The sequence below is a fragment of the Amycolatopsis sp. VS8301801F10 genome (assembly GCF_046195355.1).
Lineage (GTDB): Bacteria > Actinomycetota > Actinomycetes > Mycobacteriales > Pseudonocardiaceae > Amycolatopsis.
The window spans coordinates 3075184-3096717 of record NZ_CP176065.1 but is presented as its reverse complement, the minus strand read 5'-3'; the positions used below and the strand labels follow the sequence as shown (position 1 = coordinate 3096717).

Here is a 21534-nt window from a genome sequence, read left to right as displayed (position 1 = left end):
GCCAGGCTGCCGGACGGGGGAACAACCCGGTTATTCGGCGGGTGAGCTTTCCGTCGTTTCAGTGCTCGGCGGCACGACCAGCGGCCGCAGCACCGCCCACAGCACGAACATCGCGGTGACTACCAGCAGGCCGATGCCCGACCAGAGGTTGATGTTCACGTCGGCGGCTTTCTTCAGATCGTCGTCGCTGGTGAACCCGGCACCCATGATCGTGAGGATCACGCCGTAGACGCCGAGCAGCAACGCGATGATCAGCCGGATGTCGAAGGCGCCCGCCTTGTGCGGCCGCGAGGTTTTCTCGGTCATGCGGGCCTCCTCAGAAGATGATGTTCAGCGCGATGGTGAGCACGAGCACGATGCCGGCCAGCAGGCCCGGCTTGCGGTACCAGCCCGCGTTCTCGCCGGTGTTGTCGTGCTTGAGCGCGTCGCGCGGCGTGAGCGAGTAAACCAGCCCGACCAGCTGTTCGTCCGGCTTCGGCTGGGTGGCCAGCGAAACCCCGACGCTCACCACGATGTCGACCACGAACGCGGTGCCCGCGGCCACGAAGCTGGTGCCCTGCCCGGCGAGCGAAAGCACCTCGAACTGCGACAGCAGCCAGATCGTGACCGCCGACGCGGTGCCGGCCACCAAGCCGATCCACCCGGCCGCCGCGGTCATCCGCTTCCAGAACATGCCGAGGATGAACGTGGCGAACAGCGGCGCGTTGAAGAAGGAGAACAGGTCCTGCAGGTAAGTCAGGATGTTCGCGGACTGCATGGCGACGAACGCGGTGCCGATGGCCAGCACGGTCGCGCCGACCGTGGTCTTGCGGCCGAGGTTCAGGTAGTAGCCGTCCGGCTTGTCCTTCTTCACGTACGTCTGCCAGATGTCGTACGTGAAGACGGTGTTGAACGAGCTGAGGTTCGCCGCCATGCCCGCCATGAACGACGCGAGCAGACCGGCGATCGCGATGCCGAGGATGCCGTTGGGCAGCAGGTCGCGCATCAGCAGCAGGAGCGCGTTGTTCGCGGTGACCCCGCTCTTGGCCGGTTCGCCGGCGAGCAGAAGTCCCTTGTCCTGCAGGTACTCCGGCACCACGACGCCGGCGATCATGCCGGGGATGATCACGATGAACGGGACCAGCATCTTCGGGAACGCGCCGATGATCGGCGTCCGCCGCGCGGCGGACATGCTCTTCGACGCCATCGCGCGCTGGACCTCGACGAAGTTCGTCGTCCAGTACCCGAACGACAGCACGAAGCCGAGACCGAACACGATGCCGAGGACGGACAGGAAGTTGTTGCCGAAGCCGGTCAGGTTGTCGCCCGGCCAGGAGTGCAGCTGCGCGGTGCCGCCCGGGCCGTGCGTGATCTTGTCGACCAGGCCCTGCCAGCCGCCGACCTTGACCAGGCCGACGATGGTGAGCGGCAGCAGCGCCACGACGATCACGAAGAACTGCAGCACCTCGTTGTAGATCGCGGCGGACAGCCCGCCCAGCGCGGTGTAGCCGAGCACGATGGCGGCCGCGACGACGATCGACACCCACAGCGGCCAGCCCAGCAGCAGGTTCACGACGCTGGCCAGCAGGAACAGGTTCGCGCCCGCGATCAGGATCTGCGCCGCGGCGAAGCTGATGCCGTTGACGAGGTGCGCGGTCGGGCCGAACCGGCGGCGCATGAACTCGGGCACGCTGCGGACCTTGGAGCCGTAGTAGAACGGCATCATCACCAGGCCGAGGAACAGCATCGCCGGGATGGCGCCGATCCAGAAGTAGTGGACGGTCGGCAGGCCGTAGAGGACGCCGTTGGCGGACATGCCCATGACCTCGACCGCGCCGAGGTTCGCGGAAATGAACGCGAGGCCGGTGACCCACGCCGGCAGCGACCGGCCCGACAGCAGGAAGTCGAGACTGCTCGACACCTGCCTTCGCGCGAGATAGCCGATGCCGAGCACCAGGACGAAATAGAACGCCAACTCGATGTAGTCGATCGGACTCGCGTCGAGCCGCAAGTTCGCGTCGGCGAGGAACGGCACCCCTGCCACCTCCGAATCAAACATTCTCGCACAGGAAACACCATCGTTCCTGTCAGACCGGCACAGTACTGCATGGATTCCGAAGAGGCACCCCGACACCGCGGTTTTTCACCAACCTGCCGCTGACCTGTGCATTCCGCGTGCCCGGAAGCCCCGGTGTTGAGTCCTGTCGCTTCACCCGGCAACTTCTCGACCAGGTCACAGATTCACCCGTTCCGGGGCGGTGCGCGGTCTCTGGCCCCTAAGCTCCCGGCACCTTCGACGCCCCGGAAAGGACCCGCCGCGATGACCGGTCCCGCGCTGCCCATGCCCGGGCGGCTGCGTGCCGCGCTCGCGTTCGCGGCCCTGCACGCGCTCCTGAACGGCGTGTTCGGCGTCTTTGCCCGGCAGCAGATCGACAAGCAACGAGGCGGCGGCGAACAGCCGTTTTCGATTCTGTACGGGCTCGAATACCTGTCGTACGCCTTCGCCGCCGGTCTGCTCGCGGCCGGGATCGCGGTCCTGCTCGGTTACGGCTGGGGCCGGTGGGCGCTGCTGACGTTCGAGGTGCTGTCCGCGCTCGACGGTCTGGTCATCCCGGCGGGCGGCATTGCGGCGTCGATAGGACTGGCGCTGGCCGGGTTGGTGGGGAGGGCGTTGTTGCACGCGGAGACGAGGGCGTGGTTCGCTGCGAAGGCGGCTCAGCGCCGAAGCCCGATCCCGCGCGCAGCGAACTGAGGGCCGGCTGCTCAGAACAGGCGGAACTCGTCGGAATCCGTGCCGCGCAACGCGTCGTAGTCCAGGACCACGCAGCGGATCCCGCGGTCCTCGGCGAGGACGCGCGCCTGCGGCTTGATCACCTGCGCCGCGAACACGCCCTGCACCGGGGCCAGCAGCGGGTCGCGGTTGAGGAGTTCGAGGTACCGGGTCAGCTGCTCGACGCCGTCGATCTCGCCGCGGCGCTTGATCTCCACCGCGACCGAGCCGCCGTCGGCGTCGCGGGCCATGATGTCGACCGGGCCGATCGCGGTCGGGTACTCGCGGCGGACCAGCGTGTAGCCCTCGCCGAGGGTTTTGATGTGCTCGGCGAGCAGTTCCTGCAGGTGCGCTTCCACGCCGTCCTTCTGCAGGCCCGGGTCGACGCCGAGGTCGTGCTTCGAATCGTGCATGACCTCGTCGATGGTGATGACGAGTTTCTCGCCGGCCTTGTTCTGGACCGTCCAGATGTCCGGGTCCTCGATCAGCCAGCACGGCGGCGACATCCAGTTCAGCGGCTTGTACGAGCCGCCGTCGGAGTGCACGAGCACCGAACCGTCGGCCTTCACCATCAGGACGCGGTTGGCCATCGGGAGATGCGCGGTCAGCCTGCCGACGTAGTCGACCTGGCACCGGGCGACGACGAGCCTCATCGGACCCGCCCCGCACGGAGCGGGCTGGCTTGCTGGGAAGGGAGCACGAGACGCACCCGCCGAGGGTAGGACAGGCTCGGCGATACTGGCGAGGTGGACCCCATTCAGCGTGTCGCGACCCGCGAGGTGTACCGGAACAACTGGATGACGGTGCGCGAGGACGCCGTCCGCCGCGCCGACGGCAGCGACGGCATCTACGGCGTGGTCGACAAACCGACCTACGCCCTGGTCATCCCGCTCGACGGCGACCGGCTGCACCTGGTCGAGCAGTTCCGGTACCCGCTCGGGATGCGCCGGTGGGAGTTCCCGCAGGGCACCGCGCCCGACCTCGCCGAGACCCCGCCCGCCGAACTGGCCCGGCGGGAATTGCGGGAGGAGACCGGATTGCGGGCGACGGCGCTCACGGAACTGGGGATGCTCGACGTCGCGCCCGGGATGGCCAGCCAGCGCGGGCACGTGTATCTCGCGACCGGCCTCACCGAGGGCGAGCCGGAGCGCGAACTGGAGGAACAGGACATGCGGACGGCGTGGTTCAGCCGGACGGAGGTGGAGAAGATGATCTCCACCGGGGAGATCTCGGACGCGCAATCGGTGGCCGCGTACACGTTGCTGCTGCTGCACGAACGCCGCTGACCTGCGGCTGCTCTCGCACGAACGCCGCGGACCCGCGACCGTTCATCCGCGAACCCCGCTGACCTGTGGCTGCTCACCCGCGAACCCCGCGGACCCGCGACCACTCACCCGCCAACCCGCGGCCGCTCTCGCGCAAACCCCGCCAACCCGCGACCACTCACCCGCAAACCCCGCTGATCTGTGGCTGCTCACCCGCAAACCCCGCCGACCTGCGACCACTCCCGCGCGAACGTCCAGGCCAGTCGAAGCGTTAATCCGTCCACTCGGGTTTGCGCTTCTCCAAGAACGCCGCCATCCCTTCCCGCGCGCCGGGCAGCTGCGAAGCCGACGCCATCACCTCGACGGCGATCGCGTACGCGTCCGCTTCCGGCCGGTCCAGCTGGGCGTACAGGGTCTGCTTGCCCATCGCCTTGCTGGCGCGGCTGCCGCGGGTCGCGCGGCCGAGCAGGTCGGCGACCGCCTCGTCCAGGGAATCGTCGGGGACTACGCGGTTGACCAAGCCCCAGTCCAGCGCCGTCGCCGCGTCGATCACGTCGCCGGTCAAGGCCAGTTCCATCAGACGTTTCCGGCCGATCGCGCGCGCCACCGGCACCGCGGGCGTGTGGCAGAACCAGCCGCCCTTGCCGCCGGGCAGGGCGAAGCCCGCCGATTCCGCCGCGACCGCCAGGTCGCACGACGCCACCAGCTGGCAGCCCGCGGCTGTCGCCAGGCCGTGCACCCGGGCGAGCACCACCTGCGGCACGGATTCCATCGTCCGCATCAGCGTCGTGCACAGGGTGAGCAGCTCGCGCACGCCCATGAGGTCGCGGGAGGCGACGTCGCCGAAGTCGTGTCCGGCCGAGAACACCGGCCCCGCGCCGGCGAGCACGATGCCGGTCGCGTCGGACTCGCCCGCCTCCCGGAACGCGGCGAGCAATTCGCCGAGATGCTCGGCGGACAGCGAATTGCGCCGCGCCGCGCGGTTCATCGTGATGGTGATCGTGTCCCCGTCCCGCTTCACGAGGAGGTGCTCGTACTCGCCCATGCCCCGACCGTAACCCCGGCCGGCCGGATGCGGAAAGTGCGCCGATACGAATCCGGCCCGACCCCGACCTCCGCCCGCAGCCGGCGCCGCAGGTTCGCCGCGCTGCCGAGCCCCGCGCGTTCGGCCACCCGGGCGACCGGCAGATCCGTGGTCTCCAGCAGCCGCCGCGCGTGCCGCACCCGCTGACCGAGCAGCCACCGCCCCGGGGTGCTGCCGGTAGCGGCAGCGAACTCGCGGTGGAACGTCCGAGGGCTCATCCCCGCGTGCTCGACCAGGTCGGACACCCCGATCTCGTCCGCGAGCCGAGCCATCGCCCAGTCCATTGTGGACGCGATCCCCGGCCGGGAAGCGGTGCCGGGCAACGGAGATTCCGCGAACTGCCGCTGCCCGCCCTCCCGAACCGGAGGCATGACCAGCCGACGCGCGAGACGAGCGGCAACGTCCGCGCCGTGATCGCGGCGAACCAGATGCAGGCAAAGATCGAGGCCCCCGACCACCCCCGCCGACGTGAGTATGCGGTCCTGCTCGGTGTACAGGACGTCGCGCCGGAGATCGGCAGCGGGCGCGGCGGTCGCGAGTGCGTCCAGGTCGCGCCAATGCGTCGTAGCGGGCCGCCCGTCGAGCAGCCCGGCGGCAGCGAGCGTGAAGGCCCCGGAACACAGCCCAGCGACCACCGCCCCCGACCGATGAACCCGCCGAAGCGCGGCGCGGGCCGCGACCGGGACTTCAGCGAGGGGGTCGTCCCGCCCCGGCGCGAGAACCAGGTCGCATCCGTCCAGCCCGGAAAGCCCATGCGTCGCAACGACTTCCCCAAACGGCGACACCCGGATACGCCCTCGCCCAGGCGCGCAAACCCGCACGGTGAACGGCCCGATGGCACTCTCGGTGCGGTCCTGCGCCCACACCTCCGCGATCACCGCCAGGTCGAACATCCGGCTGCCCGGCAGGAGCAGCACCCCGATCGTGCGCATGGCAGAAAAGTACCGCAACGCGCCTCTTCTGCCACTCCCCGCGGAGCACGGTCTCCCGCGAGACTCGAGGTCATGACTACCGCGCTACTGCTGATCGACGTCCAGCAAGGCTTCGACGACGCCAAGTTCTGGGGCCCGCGCAACAACCCCGGCGCGGAAGCGAACATCCAGGCCCTGCTGGAAGCCTGGCAAGCCCGCCGGGCCCCAGTCGTGCTGGTCCACCACGACTCTGTCAAACCGGATTCGCCCCTGCGCCCAGGCCAGCAAGGCAACGACTTCAAACCGGAACTGGCCAACGCCCGCCCAGACCTGGTCTTCGGAAAAAAGGTGAACTCGGCATTCCTAGGCGACATAGACCTGCATGCCTGGTTCACAACCCGAGGAATAACGAGCTTCGTACTGGCCGGAATCCAAACCAACTTCTGCTGCGAAACCACCGCCCGCATGGGTGGAAACCTGGGCTACGACGTGACTTTCGCACTGGACGCCACCTTCACCTTCGACCTGACCGGCCCAGACGGCACCACCCTGACCGCGGAAGAGCTGGCAAAAGCAACCGCCACAAACCTCCACGGCGGCGGCTTCGCCACAGTAAAAAACACCAAGGAAATCCTGGCCTGACTGCCTACCCCCTCACGGCACCCAGCCCCCAACCGCAACCGCCGCACCCACGAGCGAACCACCCAACCCGCGAAAAAACCGCCACCGCTGCACCCAAACATCGAGGCACCCAGCCCCAACCCGCAGCCAGTGCACCTAACGAGCGAGGCACCCAGCCCCTCCCCCAACCCCGATACAAAGCCGCCCTGCGGTTCGGGGGTGCTTGTCAAGGCATCTTTCCCGCCTTGACAAGCACCCCCGAACCGTCAGCACAATGAAAAATCGGGGTGCCCCACGCAACCCAAGACTCGGCAATGTCGCCCGCCAGGGCGACGAGCCGAACCCTCACAACCCATGCCTCTCCCGAACCAACTCCACAATCCCAGCCATAATGTCAGTCAGCTCATAATCCTTAGGCGTAAACACCCGAGCAATCCCCCGCTCAGTCAACAACGCCGCATCATCCGGCGGAATAATCCCGCCCACAATAACCGGAATATCCCCGGCCCCAGCCGCCCTAAGCCCGTCCACTACCAACGGCACGACCTCAAGATGCGACCCGGACAACACCGACAACCCGACCACGTGCACCCCTTCCTGCACCGCGGCCGCGACAATCTGCTCCGGAGTCAGCCGGATCCCCTGATAAACAACCTCGAACCCGACATCGCGAGCCCGCACCGCGACCTGCTCCGCCCCGTTGGAATGCCCGTCCAGCCCAGGCTTCCCCACGAGAATCCGCAGCCGCTCCCCCATCTCGGCCTCAGTCCGGCGAACCAGCTCCCGAACCCGCTCCAGCCCAGGATCCCCCTGCCCAGCAGCAGCCGCGGCGGAAACCCCGGTCGGCGCCCGGTATTCCCCGAACACCTCCCGCAACGCCCCGGACCATTCGCCGGTCGTCACCCCGGCCCGGGCACACGCCAAAGTAGCCTCGAACAAATTGTCCGAAGTCCCCGCAGCTTCCTTCAAAGCCGCGAGAGAAGCAGCGACCGCGTCGTTATCCCGCTCCTCTCGCCATTTCTCCACGGAAGCGACCGCGGCCTTCTCCACCGCCGGGTCGATAGTCTCGATCGCCTTGGCCCCCTCCGCCTGCAACGGCGACGGCTCGGTCGTCTCGAACTTGTTCACCCCGACCAGAATCCGCTCCCCGCTCTCCACCCCGCGCCGGTATTCCGCGAGCGAAGAAACGAGCTGCGACTTCATATACCCGCTCTCGACGGCAGCCACCGCCCCGCCGAGATCCTGCACCCGCGCGATTTCCTCGCGAGCCCCGGAAACAATTTCGTCGACCTTGGCCTGCACCACGTGCGACCCGTCGAAAATGTCCTCGTACTCCAGCAAATCCGTCTCGAACGCGAGCACCTGCTGCATCCGCAACGCCCACTGCTGGTCCCACGGCCGAGGCAACCCGAGCGCCTCGTTCCACGCGGGCAACTGGATCGCCCGCGCCCGCGAACCCCGCGACAGCGACACGGCCAGCATCTCCAGCACGATCCGCTGGACGTTGTTCTCCGGCTGCGCCTCGGTGAGCCCGAGCGAGTTCACCTGAACGCCGTACCGCAGCCGCCGCGCCTTCGGGTTCTCCACGCCGTAGCGCTCGCGCGTCAGCTCGTCCCACAGTTGCGTGAACGCGCGCATCTTGCACATCTCTTCGACGAACCGGACACCCGCGTTGACGAAGAACGAAATCCGCGCGACGACCTTCTCCATGTCGGCCTGGTCGACCTGGCCGGAGTCGCGCACCGCGTCCAGCACGGCGATCGCGGTGCACAGCGCGTACGCGACCTCCTGCGTCGGCGTCGCGCCCGCTTCCTGCAGGTGGTAGCTGCAGATGTTGATCGGGTTCCACTTCGGCACGTGGTGCACGGTCCACGCGATCATGTCGGTGATCAGCCGGAGGCTCGGCCCGGGCGGGAAAATGTAGGTGCCGCGGGAGAGGTACTCCTTGATGATGTCGTTCTGCGTGGTGCCGGTGAGCTTGGCCAGCACCTCGTCGACGTCGCGGCCCTCGGCTTCGGCCTGCTCGCGGGCCACCGAGACGTAGAGCGCGAGCAGCCACATCGCGGGCGCGTTGATGGTCATCGAGGTGTTCGCCTCGGCGAGCGGGATGCCGTCGAACAGCTGCCGCATGTCGCCGATGTGCGAGACCGGCACGCCGACCTTCCCGACCTCTCCGCGCGCGAGCACGTGGTCCGGGTCGTAGCCGGTCTGCGTCGGAAGGTCGAAGGCGACCGACAAACCGGTCTGGCCCTTGGCGAGGTTCCGCCGATACAGCTCGTTGGACGCGGCGGCGGACGAATGACCCGCATAGGTGCGCATCACCCAGGGCCGGTCGCGCTCGTGGTCGGTGGGGTACGGCACGGTGCACCTCTCTTCGCCGAGACGACCGCCCGAGTGTACCCGCCGGTAACTTAATCGGCGGAGTGGATTCGGCCACGCCCGGGTGACGCGCCGGGCCGGACGACCACGACCCCGCGGTCCAGGTCGACGGTACCCAGCGGCGGCGCTCCCTGCGCTTCCTCCTCGAGAGTCATCTCCACCGAATCCCGGTGTTCGAGCTCGTTGCACTTGGTGCCGTAGAGGAACGCGGTGACCTCGTCGAGGTAGGTCGAGGACAGTCGCGCCTTGAGCCGGGACGGCTTCTTCTTCCGCCGCAGCTCCCATCCGCCGACGACCAGCAGCACGATGGTGGCGACCGGCAGCGAAAGACCCAGCAAGGTCAGCAGCATGTTTCACCCAACGACCGGACCGCGCGGAACGTTCCGGAGACCAGCTCGGCGACGTGCTCGGGATCGTCGATCGCGAGCAGTCCGGCACCGGTCCCGGCACCGTGGTCGCGGACCCGCGCGGCCCGCCCAGGCCTGGAGCCACGCCAGCGGACCTCGATGCCGCCCAGTCCGCCCGGGGCGAACCATTGTGACGGAAATCCGCGAGACTACGGCCGGTCCGGGATCTACCGTGGTCAGACGTGACGTGGAGCGGGTACGGCAGTTATCTGGTGATCGTGGTCCTCATCGTGCTCGCGCCGGGGCCGGACACGATGGTGATGCTGAAGAACGCACTGTCCGGCGGGGCGCGCGGCGGGTTGCTGGCCACGGCGGGCATCTTCGCCGGCAACGCGGTGCAGGGCACTGCCGCGGCGCTGGGGCTCGGTGTCGTCATCGCTCGTTCGCAGCCGGTGTTTCTCGCGCTCAAGTGGCTTGGTGCGGCGTACCTCCTCTACCTCGGTTTCCAGGCGCTGCGCGGCGCCTGGCGCGGCAACTACGACGCGGTCGCCGACACCCAGCGCAAGCGCGCCAGCGGTTTCCGGCGGTGGCGCGAGGGGTTCCTGTCGAACATCACGAACCCCAAGGTGCTGGTGCTGTACCTGTCGGTGCTGCCGCAGTTCCTCGACCCGGTCCGCACGACGACCTGGGACGCGCTGGTGCTCGCCTACACGGTCGCCGTGCTGGGCACGATCTGGCTGCTGGTCCTCCTGTTCTTCGTGCACCGCGTCCGCGCGTGGCTCAGCCGGCGCAAGGTCCGCCGCGCGCTGGACGGGGTGACCGGCACCGCGCTGGTCGGGTTCGGCGCGGCGCTGGCCCTGGAATCCTCGTGAGTGCGCACGCCGATTAGAACCGGCATAGACACTCACAAGACCTCACAGCACGTCGTCCAGCCAGTCGTAAATGCGGCCGCTCGCCAACCGCATCGCGCCGACGTGACAATGGGCGTCCGCGCCCTCCTCCGCGGTGAAGTTCAGCAGCTTCTTCGGGCCGCTGATCCGGTCGTACAACTGCCGCGGCTGGCCGGTGAAGAACAGGTCCTCCGGAGCGTCGCAGATCAGCGCCGGACACGTGATGCGCTCGGCCACGCCGTCATACAGGTGGTACTCGAGGTACTTCGCCAAGAACTCGCGATCGCTCGCACCGCCCATCACGTAGCGGCCGTGGCTCAGCGCCCAGCGGACGGTCGGGCTCTGCTCCCGCGCGGCGGCCAGAAAGGCGTCCAGTTCCGGGTCCTCCGGCGCGTTCGCCCGGCGGACGATCTCGTCGCGGTCCCACGGGAGCTGCTGCACGAACGCCGCGCCGGCGTCGAGGAGCCCGTCCACCGCGACGACGGCCGACAGCCTCGGCTCGAACGCGGCGGCACGCGGCGCGAGCATCCCGCCGAGGCTCCAGCCGATCAGGGCGACCTTGTCCGGCAGCACCTCCGGGCGAGCGAGGGCGTAGTCGAGCACCTGGCTCACGACGTGCTCCCAGTCCGGGCGGAACAGCATTCCGTCGCGATGCACGGCGCTGGGCTGGCCGGGGCCGTCGAAGGTCAGCACGTGGTAGCCGCGTTCCTGGCCCGCCGTCGCGCCCATGAAGTGCAGGTCTTCGGCGCTGCCGTCGAAACCGTTGTGCACCACCAGAAGCGGCTTCGGACCATCACCAGGTGCGCGGTAGAAGTAGCCGCGCAGGACGTGGCCGTCGTAGGGGATTTCGATCCGCTCGACATTGTCGATCGTCTCGATCGCGCGCTGGAAGCACTCGACGTTGCGCTCGTAGGCGTAGTTGATTCGCGGGTCGTCCGGGTTGCCGTGCAAGAAAAACTCCGCGCGGCGGTAGTACGTCGAGGCACGCAGGTACGCGTCGCGCGCGCTGACCGGGTGCATGGTGGCCGCTTCGGCGTAGAGCCGTTCGGCCGCGGCGAGCCACGCGTCGTGCCAGCTGTCGTAGTCACCGGACTTGATATTCGACGCGATCGCGACGACCTCGCCGAAATCCGCGCCCCCGTAGGCGATCTGGCCGAGGGCGACCAGGGTTTCGAACCAGAATTGCGGGTCGTCTTCGAACAACAGCGGCTTCATCGGATCTCCTCGTTCGCGAAGGTGCGGAAGTCACGAGCGGGTCGTCCGGCGACCCGCTCGACGGTGTCGGTCACGCGGTCCTCGGAGCCGCCGCGGATCGCCTCGTCCAGCAAGGCGAGCATTTCGGCGTACGACTCGGGCAGGCCTTCGCGGACCAGGAATTGCTGGTATTCCTCAGTGGAAACCGGGGCGTGCCCGACCGGATGGCCGAGCCGTTTCCCGACGATCTCGGCGGCCTCGGCGTAGCTGAGCGCGCGCGGACCGGTGATCAGGTGATCGGTGTTGTGCGGTCGCGGATCGAGCAGCGCGCGGACCGCGACCGCGGCGATGTCGCCCGCGTCCACGAACGCCACCCGGGCGTCGCCGGTCGCGGTCACGATCCGGCCCGCGCGGGCGCTGTCGCCGACCAAGTGCCCGGGCAGGAAGTTCTGCATGAACCACGACGGCCGCAGCACCGCCCAGCCCGGCTGGCGGCGGACCAGGCCGGGCAACTCGCCCACCACCGGCGTGTGCTCGTCCACCGCGGACGAACTCAGCAACACCACGCGGGCTTCCGGCGCGTGCTTGAGGAAGGCTTCGACGAGCGGCCGCGGCTCGGCCGCGACCGGGGCGATCAGGTAGACCGCCGAGACCCCGTGCAGCGCCGGGCCGTACGTCGCGGGATCGTCCCAGTCGAACCGGATCTGGCCGGGCCCGACGGGATTCCGGGTCGCCGCCCGGGCCCGCACCCCGGCGTCGCGCAGCCCGCGCACGACGCGGCTGCCGGTGGTGCCGGTCGAGCCGAGCACGAGAACCTCAGACACCGGGCACCCCGAGAACCTCGGTGACGGCGAGCGGGCTCCAGTAGTCGCGGTAGCGGCGGATCAGGCCGTCGCGGACCGTCAGGACCACGACGTAGCGCAGGCGGTAGGGCTTCTGGGTGGCGACCGCGAGGCCGGCCAGCTCGAACTCCGCGATCGTGACCTCCGGGTCGGTGGTCTGGTGCACGGTCTTCGCGACGATCTCGCGGTGGTCGAGCAGGTTCGGATAGTCGCGCAGGTACTCGGCCAGCGCGGCACGGCCTTCGACGCGCTCCGGCCGTCCCGGCGCGGCGAACGGGAACTCGGTCACGGCGTCCTCGGCGAACAACTGCAGGAAACCGGCCATATCGTGCCGGATCAGCAGGTCCAGCGCGTGATCTATGAGTGTCATCGAGCCCCTCCTCAGGAATGGACGAGACGGTACCGTCTCGTCGTCAACGTACACGGGACGGGACCGTCTCGTCCACCCGTTATGCTGACCGGCATGACGAACCGCCGGACGCCGACCGGAGCTGCCGTGCTGCAGCCCGACGTCACCTACGCCATCACCGAAGCCGTGATCGACGAACTGGCCGACCACGGCTTCGGCAGGCTGTCGATGGAAGCGGTAGCGAAACGCGCGGGAGTCGGGAAAAGCGCGCTGTACCGGCGCTGGCGATCGAAAGACGAAATGATCGGCGCGGTCATCGCGGAATTCAGCCTGGCGCGCGCGGTGGACCCGGACACCGGCAGCCTGCGCGGCGATATCCGGGCCTCACTGGAAGCGCTTTACGGATGGATCACGCACCCGCGGTTTTCGCGGATTTTCCCCGGGCTGATCGCGGAGGGCCGCCGCAATCCGGCCATGGCCGAATTCGCCCGCGAGACCATCGGCGAGCCGCGCCGGGCGATCAGCCGAGCGGTGTTCACCAGGGCGATCGAGCGCGGGGAAATCCCGGCGGACACCGATCTCGAGATGGCTCTGGACATCGGGGCCGGAATTGTTTACTGGCGGCTGATCGTGCGCGGGGCTCCGGCGGAGGAAGGGTATTTGGACAAGGTGACGGATTTAGTGGTGCGCGCGTTGAAAAGCTAACGCGCATCGCTCACCAGAGCGTCGCCAGCTTCAAAGAAACCAGAATCGCGGCGGCCGCGTATTCGGCGGGTTCGTCGATCTGGTCCACGGTAATCGACCCCTGGCGACCTCACCTCGGCGACGAGGACGCGGCCGGACCGGCGGCGTGAACCACCAGGTCCGGCCACCGCTCAAGCCCGCTCCGGCTCCCCGGTCACCCGTTCGATCCGTGCGCCCAGCCGGTTCAGGTTCTCCACGAAATGCGGATACCCGCGGTCGATGTGGAACACGTCCCACACCTCGGTCACCCCGTCCGCGCACAGCCCGGCCAGCACCAACCCGGCCCCGGCGCGGATGTCCGACGCCCACACCGGCGCGCTCGACAGCTTCTCCACTCCTCGGACCACCGCGTGGTGGCCGTCCGTGCGGGCGTCTCCGGAGAGCCGGATCATTTCCTCGATGAAGCGGAACCTCGCCTCGTACACGTTTTCCGTGATCATCGACGTTCCCTCGGACACCGCCGACAGCGCGACCGCGAACGGCTGCAGGTCGGTGGCGAAACCGGGGTACGGCAGGGTCACCCAGTCGACCGCCTTCGGGCGTTCCGGCTGGACCACCCGGAAACCCTTGTCGTCGTAGGTGGTCACCTCCGCGCCGGCCAGCCGTAGTTTGTCCAGGACCAGGTCGAGGTGGTGCGGGTTCACGCCGCGCACGGTCAGGTCGCCGCGGGTCATCGCGGCGGCGAACGCCCAGGTCGCGCCGACGATGCGGTCGCCGATCACGCGGTGCTCGGTCGGGTGCAGCTGCTCGACGCCGTGCACGGTGAGCGTCGAGGTGCCCGCGCCCTCGATTTTCGCGCCCATTTCGGTCAGCATCGTGCAGATGTCCGCGATTTCCGGTTCGCGGGCGGCGTTGTCGATCACCGTCGTGCCCTCGGCCAGCACGGCCGCCATCAGGATGTTCTCGGTCGCCCCGACGCTCGGGAAATCCAGCCAGATCTGGGTGCCCACCAGCGTTTCGGCCTTCGCGACGACGCAGCCGTGCTCGATGGTGCTCGTCGCGCCGAGCTTGCGCAGGCCGGCCTGGTGCATGTCCAGCGGGCGCTGGCCGATCGCGTCGCCGCCGGGCAGCGCCACGACCGCCTGCTTCAACCGGCCGACCAGCGGGCCCAGCACGCACACCGAGGCGCGCAGCTTGCCCATCGCGGCCGAATCGGCGCGGTGCGACAGCTCCGCGGGCGTCGTGATGCGCGCCGTGTCGCCCTCGATCTCCACCTCGCAGCCGACGCTGCGCAGAACGTCGCCCATCAGCGGGACGTCCAGGATCTGCGGGCAGTTCGTGATGGTCGTGGTGCCTTCGGCCAGCAGTGCCGCGGCCATCAGTTTCAGCACGCTGTTCTTGGCGCCGACCACGTCGACCTCGCCGACCAGCCGCGCTCCGCCATGCACGTCGAAGTGCTCGCTCATGGCCGCCAATCATGCCCTCTCGCCCAGTTTTGCCCGAACCCGGGCCGGTAGAGTCGGGCACATGGTGGTTCGCATCAACCGGGTCTACACGAAGGTCGGCGACAACGGCACGACCGCGCTCGGCGACGGCTCCCGGGTGCCCAAGACCTCGGCCCGGCTGTCCGCCTACGCCGACACCGACGAGGCCAATTCCGTGCTCGGCCTGGCGATCGCGCTCGGCGGGCTGCCCGACGAGATCACCGGCGTGCTGCGCCGGATCCAGAACGACCTTTTCGACGTCGGCGCGGACCTGTGCCTGCCGATCCAGGAAGACCCGCCGTACGAGCCGCTACGCATCACCGAGGCGTACCTGGAACGGCTCGAGGGCTGGTGCGACGAGTTCAACGAACGCCTGCCGAAGCTCACGTCCTTCATCCTTCCGGGCGGCACCCCGGGCGCGGCGTTCCTGCACCAGGCGCGCACAGTCTCCCGCCGCGCGGAACGGTCGGCGTGGGCGCTGATGGAGGCCGAGCCGGACACGTCGAACCCGATCGCGGCCAAGTACCTGAACCGGCTCTCGGACCTGCTGTTCATCCTGGCCCGGCTGGCGAATCCCGACGGCGACGTGCTGTGGCAGCCGGGCGGCTGAGGCAGCCGCCCTCCTCCACGGCGAGCTAGCGGGCTACCGGCCCCAGCTCGCCTCCTGAGCGGCCCAATAGCGCTCGTAATCGACGTCCCACGTCGAATCCCGCCCCGGCTCGACGGCCTGGGCGGCACTGAGGTCCTCGAGCCGCACCGGCTCCGGCAGGCGCTGCCAGCGGCGGGCCCGGTCTTCCCGTTCTCGGGCGTCCATCTGCCCAGCGTAGCGCCGCCGAACCCGCGGCACGAGCAGCAAAAAAGCCCGCCACCGCGAACGGTGACGGGCCTTGCCGGAAAACTCACGAAGCTCGCGGCAGCCTTCGCCCCGGCGGAGCCGATTCGAGCCACGACAGGAACCCGGTCAGCGCACCCGGACCCATCGCGATCTCGATCGGTTCCTGGTCCGAGGACTCGCAGCGCAGCACCGTCGAGCCCTCAGGAACCGCGTACGCCTCGGTTCCGGACGGGTCCCGCCGGTCCGCGATCTGCATGCTTTCCCGCTGGAACACGCGATCCGGGCCGGTGCGCAGGCTCCACACGCGATACCAGACGAACTTCTCGCCCTCGTACCGGCCGAGGCCGAGGTGCCAGCTCGACCGCGGGCTGTCCGGACGCCACCGCAGCGCCACGCTGACGCCGCCGCCGCGGCGCATCCGGATCCACCGCTGGCCGTACCAGCCGACCACGACGACGAGCACGATCAGGAGCACTAGCACCACTACAGCGATCTGCACGGCCCGGCTCCTGCCCGTCTACTTCGCTCAGACCGACTGCCCGGCCGCGCGGAGCTGGGCCGTGGCCCTCGTCCGCTCCGCCTCGTCGCCGGTGCTGAGGGCTGCCTTCGCGGCGGCCACGTCGATTTCGTCGGACAGCTCGGCACTCTCCGCGAGCACGCTCACCCCGGTCGCGGTCACGGACAGGAACCCGCCGTGCACCGCGGCGGTCAGCACGTCGCCGTCCGTCGTGTTCACCTTCACCACGCCACCCTCGACGAGCTGGCCCAGCACCGGCTCGTGTCCGGGCATGATGCCGATCTCGCCCTCGGTGGTCTGCGCCACCACGAAGGTGGCGGTACCCGACCAGAGCCGGCGCTCGACGGCAACCAGCTCCACGGACATCTCAGCCACGTAGCACTCCTTCGCTCGGGGTGTCACCACCGAGTGTAATAGGTCTTGCTTCGGTTACGAGAACGGCGGGGGCCGTTGTCCATTGTGGACAGTGCCCCCGCCGGTCTCACGCACTCACTTGCCGGTGATCTCGTGGTACTTCTTCTCGAGGTCCTCGAGCCCGCCGATGCCCAGGAACGCCTGCTCCGGGTAGTGGTCGAAGTCGCCCTTGGTGATCCGGTCGAACGACTCGATCGTCTCGGCCAGCGGCACCGTGGAGCCCGGGATCTGCGTGAAGGCCTCGGCCACCAGCATGTTCTGGGACAGGAACCGCTCGATCCGGCGCGCCCGCTGCACGGTCAGCTTGTCCTCTTCGGAAAGCTCGTCCATGCCGAGGATCGCGATGATGTCCTGCAGCTCCTTGTACTTCTGCAGGATCCGGATGACCTCGGAGGCGACGCGGTAGTGGTCCTCGCCGACGATCGCCGGGTCGAGGATCGTCGAGGTCGACGCCAGCGGGTCCACCGCCGGGAAGATGCCCTTCTGGAACACCGACCGGGAAAGCTCGGTGGTGGCGTCCAGGTGGGCGAACGTCGTCGCCGGCGCCGGGTCGGTGTAGTCGTCCGCGGGCACGTAGATCGCCTGCATCGAGGTGATCGAACGGCCCCGGGTCGAGGTGATCCGCTCCTGCAGCTGGCCCATCTCGTCCGCCAGCGTCGGCTGGTAGCCCACGGCCGAAGGCATGCGGCCCAGCAGGGTCGACACCTCGGAACCGGCCTGGGTGAACCGGAAGATGTTGTCGATGAACAGCAGCACGTCCTGGTTCTGGACGTCGCGGAAGTACTCCGCCATGGTCAGCGCGGACAGCGCGACGCGCATACGCGTGCCCGGCGGCTCGTCCATCTGGCCGAACACGAGGGCGGTGTCGTTGATGACGCCGTCCTCGGACATCTCCAGGAAGAGGTCGTTGCCCTCGCGGGTGCGCTCGCCGACGCCGGCGAACACCGAGGTGCCGCCGAAGTTCCGGGCGACACGGGTGATCATTTCCTTGATCAGCACCGTCTTGCCCACGCCCGCGCCGCCGAACAGGCCGATCTTGCCGCCCTGCACGTACGGGGTCAGCAGGTCGACGACCTTCAGGCCGGTCTCCAGCATCTCCGTCTTGCCCTCGAGCTGGTCGAAGGCGGGCGGGTTGCGGTGGATGCCCCAGCGCTCGAGGTCGTCGCCGTAGCCGGGCTCGTCCAGGCACTCGCCGAGCGCGTTGTAGACGTGGCCCTTGACCTTGTCGCCCACCGGGACGGTGATCGGGCCGCCGGTGTCGGTGACCTCCGCGCCGCGGACGAGGCCGTCCTGCGGCTGCAGCGAAATCGTGCGCACGAGGTTGTCGCCCAGGTGCGCGGCCACCTCGAGGGTGACCGTCTTGCGCAGCTGCTCGAACTCGATCTCGACCTTGAGCGCGTTGAACTGCTCGGGAACGGAACCGCGCGGGAACTCGACGTCGACGACCGGCCCGGTCACCGAGACGATGCGCCCCTTGGCGCGCGGGGCTTCAGTACTGGTCATCAGTCATCACTTCCTGCTGCGGTGAGCGCGTTCGCGCCACCGACGATTTCGGAGATCTCCTGGGTGATCTGCGCCTGCCGGGCCTGGTTCGCCTCCCGCGTCAGCGTGTTCACCAGTTCGTTCGCGTTGTCCGACGCGGCCTTCATCGCCGTCCGGCGGGCGGCCAGCTCGGACGCAGCGGACTCGAGCAGCGCCGCGTACAGCCGGGTGTTGATGTACTTCGGCAGCAGCGCGGCCAGCAGCTTGTCGGCACTGGGCTCGAACTCGTAGCTCGGCAGCAGACCGGCCGGCTTCTCGTCCTCGCCCTCGGAGTACTCGACCTCGAGCGGCGCGACCCGCTTGGCGACCGGGCGCTGCGTCAGCATCGACACGAACTCGGTGTAGACGACGTGGATCTCGTCCACGCCGGTGATGCCGTCCGCATTGCCCGAAGCGTCGTCGACCCCGGCGTTGAAGGACTTCACCAGCGTCTCGGCCGCCGCGACCGCGTCCGGGTAGGCCGGCTGGTCGGAGAAGCCCGTCCAGCTGCCGGCCACCGGGCGGTTGCGGAACCGGTAGTAGTTCAGGCCCTTGCTGCCGGTGGTGTAGACGTCGACCTCCTTGTCCTCGCTCTTGAGGAGGGCAAGCAGCTCTTCGGTCGCCTTCAGCACATTGGAGTTGTAACCGCCGCACTGGCCCTTGTCACTGGTGACGACCAGGACGGCGGCGCGCTTCGGGTTCGGGCGCTCGACCAGGAGCGGGTGGTCGAGGTTGGCCGCCGCGCCGGCCAGCGCCGAGAGCACCTTGGTGATCTCGTCCGCGTACGGCCGGGAAGCGGCGACCTTCGCGCGCGCCTTGGTGATGCGCGCGGTGGCGATGAGCTCCATCGCCTTGGTGATCTTGCCGATCGACTTCGTCGCCTTGATGCGCGAGCGAAGCTCCCGGAGTTGTGCGGCCATGGGCTACCAGCTCACTTCTTCGGGGCGGGCTTGTTGACCTTGACGGTCTCCTGCCCGACCTTCTCGGCGGCCATCGCGTCGGCGTTCGACTCGAGCGGCTTGCCCTCGGAGGTGGTGAACTCCTTCTTGAACTCGTTCACCGCCGCGATCAGCGCGTCGCGGGTGTCGTCCTCGAACTTGCCGGTGTCGCGGATCGCGCCCAGCACCTCGGCGTGCTTGCGCCGCGCCGAGTCGAGGAACTCCTGGTTGAAGCGGCGCACGTCCTCGGTCGGGACCGAGTCGAAGTAGCCGTTCGTGCCCAGGTACACCGTGGCGACCTGCTCCTCGACCGGAACCGGGGAGTACTGCGGCTGCTTGAGCACCTCGTACAGCCGGGCGCCGCGCTCCAGCTGCGCCTTCGACGCGTCGTCCAGGTCCGAGGCGAAGGCGGCGAACGCCTCCAGCTCGCGGTACTGGGACAGGTCGATGCGCAGCGAGCCCGCGACGTTCTTCATCGCCTTGACCTGCGCGGCACCACCCACGCGGGACACCGAGATGCCCACGTCGATGGCCGGGCGCTGACCGGCGTTGAAGAGGTCCGACTGGAAGAAGCACTGGCCGTCGGTGATCGAGATGACGTTCGTCGGGATGTAGGCCGACACGTCGTTGGCCTTGGTCTCGATGATCGGCAGCCCGGTCAGCGAGCCCGCGCCCAGCTCGTCCGAGAGCTTCGCGCAGCGCTCGAGGAGACGGGAGTGCAAGTAGAAGACGTCGCCGGGGAACGCCTCGCGGCCCGGCGGGCGGCGCAGCAGCAGCGAGATCGCGCGGTAGGCGTCGGCCTGCTTGGTCAGGTCGTCGAACACGATCAGGACGTGCTTGCCCTCGTACATCCAGTGCTGGCCGATGGCCGAGCCGGTGTAGGGGGCGATCCACTTGAAGCCCGCCGAGTCGGACGCCGGGGCCGCGACGATGGTGGTGTACTCCATCGCGCCTGCCTCTTCGAGCGCCGACTTCACCGAGGCGATCGTGGAGCCCTTCTGGCCGACCGCGACGTAGATGCAGCGGACCTGCTTCTTCGGGTCGCCGGTCTCCCAGTTGGCCTTCTGGTTGATGATCGTGTCCACCGCGACCGCGGTCTTGCCGGTCTTGCGGTCGCCGATGATCAGCTGGCGCTGGCCGCGGCCGATCGGGGTCATCGCGTCGATCGCGGTGATGCCCGTCTGCAGCGGCTCGGACACCGGCTGGCGCTCGACCACCGAGGCGGCCTTGAGCTCCAGCGCGCGGCGGCCGGTGGTCTCGATCTCGCCGAGGCCGTCGATGGCCTGGCCGAGCGGGTTGACGACCCGGCCGAGGTAGCCGTCGCCGACCGGCACCGAGAGGACCTGGCCGGTCCGCTTGACCTGCTGGCCTTCTTCGATGCTTTCGAAGTCGCCGAGGATCGCCGCGCCGATGGAGCGCGCGTCCAGGTTCAGCGCCACGCCAAGGACGCCGCCCGGGAACTCGAGCAGCTCGTTGGCCATGGCCGAGGGCAGCCCTTCGACGTGGGCGATGCCGTCACCGGCGTCGGCGACGACGCCGACCTCTTCCCGCTCCACCGAAGGGGCGTAACTCGAGACGTAATTCTCGATCGCGTGGGCGATCTCGTCCGAGGAGATCGTCAGCTCCGCCATTTCGTTCCCGCTCTCGCTTCTCTTCTGTCCAGTGTGCAAAGTCTGTGGTGCCGCTCAGGCCCGGCTCAGCGTGCGGCGCACCGCCGCCAGCTGCCCGGACGTGCTGCCGTCGATGACCTCGTCCCCGACGCGGACGACGAGCCCGCCGCCGAGTGCCGGGTCGATCTCGACGTGCAGCGCGATCGGCCGCCCGTAGATGCCGTCGAGCTTGGTCCCGAGAAGGGCCCGCTGCTCGTCGGTGAGCGCGTTCGCCGAGGTCACGTACGCGACCGAGCGTTCGCGCCGCTCGGCGGCCAGCGTGACCAGCTTGTCGAGCGCGTTGCCGATGCCGCGCCCCTTGGCGCGCTGCACGGCCTGCTCGACCAGGGTCTCGACGACCGCGTCGACCTTGTCCGCGAACAGCCCGCGGACCAGGGTCCGCTTCGCGTCGGCGGGAGCGGCCAGGTCGGACAGCGCCGCCTCGAGTTCCGGGGCGCCCGCGACGATCCGCGCGACCTGGAACAGCTGAGACTCGACGGTTTCGATGTTCCCGGCCTTTTCGGCGGCGGTGAGCAGCGCCGAACGGCCGATCGACTCGAGCCCGTCCACCAGCTCGCGGGGACTGGACCAGCGGCTGCCCGCCACGGTGTCGAGCACCTTCAGGGCCTGCTCGCTCAGCTTTCCGTCGAACAGGCGGCGGACCAGGCCCTGGCGGCTCTCCGGAGCGACCGAAGAATCGCCGACCGCGCGGCGCAGGCCGATTTCGCGGTCAAGGAGGTCGACGACCGAGAGCAGCTCGTCCCCGACCTTCGCGGGATCGGCGCCCGCTCCGGCCAGCACCTCGCCGAGCGTGCGCTCGGCGAGGTCGAGCGCTTCACGGCTCGCAGCATGCAGCGTCAT

The 21534-nt window shown here is 68.8% G+C and carries 24 protein-coding genes; 6 read left to right on the top strand and 18 right to left on the bottom strand.

Annotated features, from left to right (window positions below):
* Positions 1-30 precede the first annotated feature (30 nt).
* Complete coding sequence (locus tag F9C11_RS14985) at positions 31-306, bottom strand: hypothetical protein (protein WP_409185473.1); 276 nt, start codon at positions 304-306, stop codon at positions 31-33.
* 10 nt (positions 307-316) lie between these two features.
* Positions 317-2014: a sodium:solute symporter family protein gene (locus tag F9C11_RS14980; protein ID WP_409186911.1), complete on the bottom strand. Its 1698-nt coding sequence runs from the start codon at positions 2012-2014 to the stop codon at positions 317-319.
* Positions 2015-2299: 285 nt separating this feature from the next.
* Here F9C11_RS14980 and F9C11_RS14975 point away from each other — a divergent pair, with 285 nt between their 5' ends.
* Entirely contained in the window at positions 2300-2731 is a 432-nt protein-coding gene (locus tag F9C11_RS14975) for a hypothetical protein (protein ID WP_409185472.1), read from the top strand.
* 11 nt (positions 2732-2742) lie between these two features.
* Here F9C11_RS14975 and nucS read toward each other — a convergent pair whose 3' ends face one another.
* The gene (gene nucS / locus F9C11_RS14970) at positions 2743-3402 is read right to left on the bottom strand and encodes an endonuclease NucS (protein ID WP_409185471.1); all 660 of its coding nucleotides are present in this window, start codon (positions 3400-3402) and stop codon (positions 2743-2745) included.
* 93 nt (positions 3403-3495) lie between these two features.
* Here nucS and F9C11_RS14965 point away from each other — a divergent pair, with 93 nt between their 5' ends.
* Positions 3496-4035, top strand: a complete 540-nt coding sequence (locus F9C11_RS14965) for an NUDIX domain-containing protein (protein ID WP_409185470.1) — start codon at positions 3496-3498, stop codon at positions 4033-4035.
* 250 nt (positions 4036-4285) lie between these two features.
* Here the strand turns inward: F9C11_RS14965 and F9C11_RS14960 are convergent, their stop codons facing one another.
* Complete coding sequence (locus F9C11_RS14960; protein WP_409185469.1) at positions 4286-5059, bottom strand: enoyl-CoA hydratase-related protein; 774 nt, start codon at positions 5057-5059, stop codon at positions 4286-4288.
* Positions 5032-6030 carry a GlxA family transcriptional regulator gene (locus F9C11_RS14955; RefSeq protein WP_409185468.1) on the bottom strand — a complete coding sequence of 333 codons (999 nt, stop codon included), beginning with the start codon at positions 6028-6030 and terminating at the stop codon, positions 5032-5034. Before F9C11_RS14955 ends, F9C11_RS14960 begins: the two co-directional genes overlap by 28 nt.
* Positions 6031-6102: 72 nt before the next feature.
* Here F9C11_RS14955 and F9C11_RS14950 point away from each other — a divergent pair, with 72 nt between their 5' ends.
* Positions 6103-6651 (top strand): cysteine hydrolase family protein, encoded by a 549-nt coding sequence (locus F9C11_RS14950; RefSeq protein ID WP_409185467.1) that lies wholly within the window; start codon positions 6103-6105, stop codon positions 6649-6651.
* A gap of 324 nt (positions 6652-6975) precedes the next feature.
* Here F9C11_RS14950 and F9C11_RS14945 read toward each other — a convergent pair whose 3' ends face one another.
* Both F9C11_RS14945 and F9C11_RS14940 read right to left on the bottom strand, forming a co-directional pair.
* Positions 6976-8991, bottom strand: a complete 2016-nt coding sequence (locus F9C11_RS14945) for a protein meaA (protein WP_409185466.1) — start codon at positions 8989-8991, stop codon at positions 6976-6978.
* Between the two features lie 50 nt (positions 8992-9041).
* The gene (locus tag F9C11_RS14940) at positions 9042-9359 is read right to left on the bottom strand and encodes a DUF6191 domain-containing protein (RefSeq protein WP_409185465.1); all 318 of its coding nucleotides are present in this window, start codon (positions 9357-9359) and stop codon (positions 9042-9044) included.
* 239 nt (positions 9360-9598) lie between these two features.
* Here F9C11_RS14940 and F9C11_RS14935 point away from each other — a divergent pair, with 239 nt between their 5' ends.
* A complete protein-coding gene (locus F9C11_RS14935; protein WP_409185464.1) occupies positions 9599-10228 on the top strand; it encodes a LysE family translocator in 630 nt (209 codons plus the stop codon).
* Between the two features lie 42 nt (positions 10229-10270).
* On the opposite strand, the gene F9C11_RS14930 is transcribed toward F9C11_RS14935, so the two are convergent.
* The 3 genes from F9C11_RS14930 to F9C11_RS14920 are packed head-to-tail and all read right to left on the bottom strand — an operon-like array spanning position 10271 to position 12652.
* A complete protein-coding gene (locus F9C11_RS14930) occupies positions 10271-11461 on the bottom strand; it encodes an alpha/beta hydrolase family protein (RefSeq protein WP_409185463.1) in 1191 nt (396 codons plus the stop codon).
* Positions 11458-12264, bottom strand: coding sequence for an NmrA family NAD(P)-binding protein (locus F9C11_RS14925; protein ID WP_409185462.1), 807 nt, complete (start codon positions 12262-12264; stop codon positions 11458-11460). Before F9C11_RS14925 ends, F9C11_RS14930 begins: the two co-directional genes overlap by 4 nt.
* The gene (locus F9C11_RS14920) at positions 12257-12652 is read right to left on the bottom strand and encodes a nuclear transport factor 2 family protein (RefSeq protein WP_409185461.1); all 396 of its coding nucleotides are present in this window, start codon (positions 12650-12652) and stop codon (positions 12257-12259) included. Before F9C11_RS14920 ends, F9C11_RS14925 begins: the two co-directional genes overlap by 8 nt.
* 93 nt (positions 12653-12745) lie before the next feature.
* Here F9C11_RS14920 and F9C11_RS14915 point away from each other — a divergent pair, with 93 nt between their 5' ends.
* Positions 12746-13336 (top strand): TetR/AcrR family transcriptional regulator, encoded by a 591-nt coding sequence (locus tag F9C11_RS14915; RefSeq protein ID WP_409185460.1) that lies wholly within the window; start codon positions 12746-12748, stop codon positions 13334-13336.
* A gap of 170 nt (positions 13337-13506) precedes the next feature.
* Here the strand turns inward: F9C11_RS14915 and murA are convergent, their stop codons facing one another.
* Complete coding sequence (gene murA / locus F9C11_RS14910; protein ID WP_409185459.1) at positions 13507-14781, bottom strand: UDP-N-acetylglucosamine 1-carboxyvinyltransferase; 1275 nt, start codon at positions 14779-14781, stop codon at positions 13507-13509.
* Between the two features lie 61 nt (positions 14782-14842).
* Here murA and F9C11_RS14905 point away from each other — a divergent pair, with 61 nt between their 5' ends.
* Positions 14843-15409 (top strand): cob(I)yrinic acid a,c-diamide adenosyltransferase, encoded by a 567-nt coding sequence (locus F9C11_RS14905; RefSeq protein ID WP_409185458.1) that lies wholly within the window; start codon positions 14843-14845, stop codon positions 15407-15409.
* A 33-nt stretch (positions 15410-15442) separates the two neighbouring features.
* On the opposite strand, the gene F9C11_RS14900 is transcribed toward F9C11_RS14905, so the two are convergent.
* The 7 genes from F9C11_RS14900 to F9C11_RS14870 form a co-directional block, all read right to left on the bottom strand.
* The gene (locus F9C11_RS14900) at positions 15443-15613 is read right to left on the bottom strand and encodes a hypothetical protein (protein ID WP_409185457.1); all 171 of its coding nucleotides are present in this window, start codon (positions 15611-15613) and stop codon (positions 15443-15445) included.
* 85 nt (positions 15614-15698) lie between these two features.
* A complete protein-coding gene (locus tag F9C11_RS14895) occupies positions 15699-16133 on the bottom strand; it encodes a DUF2550 domain-containing protein (RefSeq protein ID WP_409185456.1) in 435 nt (144 codons plus the stop codon).
* 27 nt (positions 16134-16160) lie between these two features.
* Complete coding sequence (locus F9C11_RS14890) at positions 16161-16526, bottom strand: F0F1 ATP synthase subunit epsilon (RefSeq protein ID WP_009082582.1); 366 nt, start codon at positions 16524-16526, stop codon at positions 16161-16163.
* Between the two features lie 114 nt (positions 16527-16640).
* Complete coding sequence (atpD, locus tag F9C11_RS14885) at positions 16641-18068, bottom strand: F0F1 ATP synthase subunit beta (protein WP_409185455.1); 1428 nt, start codon at positions 18066-18068, stop codon at positions 16641-16643.
* Positions 18068-19006: a F0F1 ATP synthase subunit gamma gene (locus tag F9C11_RS14880; RefSeq protein ID WP_409185454.1), complete on the bottom strand. Its 939-nt coding sequence runs from the start codon at positions 19004-19006 to the stop codon at positions 18068-18070. Before F9C11_RS14880 ends, atpD begins: the two co-directional genes overlap by 1 nt.
* An 11-nt stretch (positions 19007-19017) precedes the next feature.
* Positions 19018-20655 carry a F0F1 ATP synthase subunit alpha gene (gene atpA / locus F9C11_RS14875; protein ID WP_409185453.1) on the bottom strand — a complete coding sequence of 546 codons (1638 nt, stop codon included), beginning with the start codon at positions 20653-20655 and terminating at the stop codon, positions 19018-19020.
* A gap of 54 nt (positions 20656-20709) precedes the next feature.
* The gene (locus tag F9C11_RS14870) at positions 20710-21534 is read right to left on the bottom strand and encodes a F0F1 ATP synthase subunit delta (RefSeq protein WP_409185452.1); all 825 of its coding nucleotides are present in this window, start codon (positions 21532-21534) and stop codon (positions 20710-20712) included.

Coding starts and splice junctions, on each gene's coding strand:
- F9C11_RS14915 (WP_409185460.1), top strand. CDS start 12,746: ATGACGAACCGCCGGACGCCGACCGGAGCTGCCGTGCTGCAGCCCGAC.
- nucS (WP_409185471.1), bottom strand. CDS start 3,402: ATGAGGCTCGTCGTCGCCCGGTGCCAGGTCGACTACGTCGGCAGGCTG.
- F9C11_RS14940 (WP_409185465.1), bottom strand. CDS start 9,359: ATGCTGCTGACCTTGCTGGGTCTTTCGCTGCCGGTCGCCACCATCGTG.
- F9C11_RS14920 (WP_409185461.1), bottom strand. CDS start 12,652: ATGACACTCATAGATCACGCGCTGGACCTGCTGATCCGGCACGATATG.
- F9C11_RS14955 (WP_409185468.1), bottom strand. CDS start 6,030: ATGCGCACGATCGGGGTGCTGCTCCTGCCGGGCAGCCGGATGTTCGAC.
- F9C11_RS14870 (WP_409185452.1), bottom strand. CDS start 21,534: ATGACGCTGCATGCTGCGAGCCGTGAAGCGCTCGACCTCGCCGAGCGC.
- F9C11_RS14960 (WP_409185469.1), bottom strand. CDS start 5,059: ATGGGCGAGTACGAGCACCTCCTCGTGAAGCGGGACGGGGACACGATC.
- F9C11_RS14880 (WP_409185454.1), bottom strand. CDS start 19,006: ATGGCCGCACAACTCCGGGAGCTTCGCTCGCGCATCAAGGCGACGAAG.
- F9C11_RS14905 (WP_409185458.1), top strand. CDS start 14,843: ATGGTGGTTCGCATCAACCGGGTCTACACGAAGGTCGGCGACAACGGC.
- F9C11_RS14975 (WP_409185472.1), top strand. CDS start 2,300: ATGACCGGTCCCGCGCTGCCCATGCCCGGGCGGCTGCGTGCCGCGCTC.
- F9C11_RS14900 (WP_409185457.1), bottom strand. CDS start 15,613: ATGGACGCCCGAGAACGGGAAGACCGGGCCCGCCGCTGGCAGCGCCTG.
- F9C11_RS14985 (WP_409185473.1), bottom strand. CDS start 306: ATGACCGAGAAAACCTCGCGGCCGCACAAGGCGGGCGCCTTCGACATC.
- F9C11_RS14930 (WP_409185463.1), bottom strand. CDS start 11,461: ATGAAGCCGCTGTTGTTCGAAGACGACCCGCAATTCTGGTTCGAAACC.
- murA (WP_409185459.1), bottom strand. CDS start 14,781: ATGAGCGAGCACTTCGACGTGCATGGCGGAGCGCGGCTGGTCGGCGAG.
- atpA (WP_409185453.1), bottom strand. CDS start 20,655: ATGGCGGAGCTGACGATCTCCTCGGACGAGATCGCCCACGCGATCGAG.
- atpD (WP_409185455.1), bottom strand. CDS start 18,068: ATGACCAGTACTGAAGCCCCGCGCGCCAAGGGGCGCATCGTCTCGGTG.
- F9C11_RS14950 (WP_409185467.1), top strand. CDS start 6,103: ATGACTACCGCGCTACTGCTGATCGACGTCCAGCAAGGCTTCGACGAC.